Source organism: Virgibacillus salexigens, from assembly GCF_014905415.1.
Classification (GTDB): domain Bacteria; phylum Bacillota; class Bacilli; order Bacillales; family Amphibacillaceae; genus Virgibacillus; species Virgibacillus salexigens.
In genome coordinates this window covers 1-308 of record NZ_BNEO01000124.1, presented here as the reverse complement: position 1 = coordinate 308, position 308 = coordinate 1, and the positions used below count along the sequence as shown (strand labels likewise).

General features: G+C 36.7%; 1 pseudogene. It reads left to right on the top strand.

Going from position 1 to position 308, the window contains the following annotated elements:
- Positions 1 to 308: pseudogene (locus JKP73_RS22515) on the top strand (mechanosensitive ion channel family protein); the annotation flags it as partial.

The window sequence follows — 308 nt, the reverse complement described above, 5'->3', positions numbered from 1 at the left end:
AATGTAGAAAAAAATGTAGAACAAGGAATTGAGGATATTACAACACTCTGGGATTATCTTACTGGTCCTGAGCTTTGGTGGACGTTAGGGGAAGGTGCTCTTAAAATTCTGGTGATCATCGCGTTAGCATTTGCTATTGTACGTATTACTCGAAAAGTAGTCGATCGATTATTTAGAAGAAGAGAAAATGCCCCCATACGGATTACCGAACGTAGAGAAAACACACTAAAGAAATTAATTAAAAGTGTTGTTGCCTATGTGGTTTATTACATTGCCATGATCATGATACTAGATAATGTACTCGGATT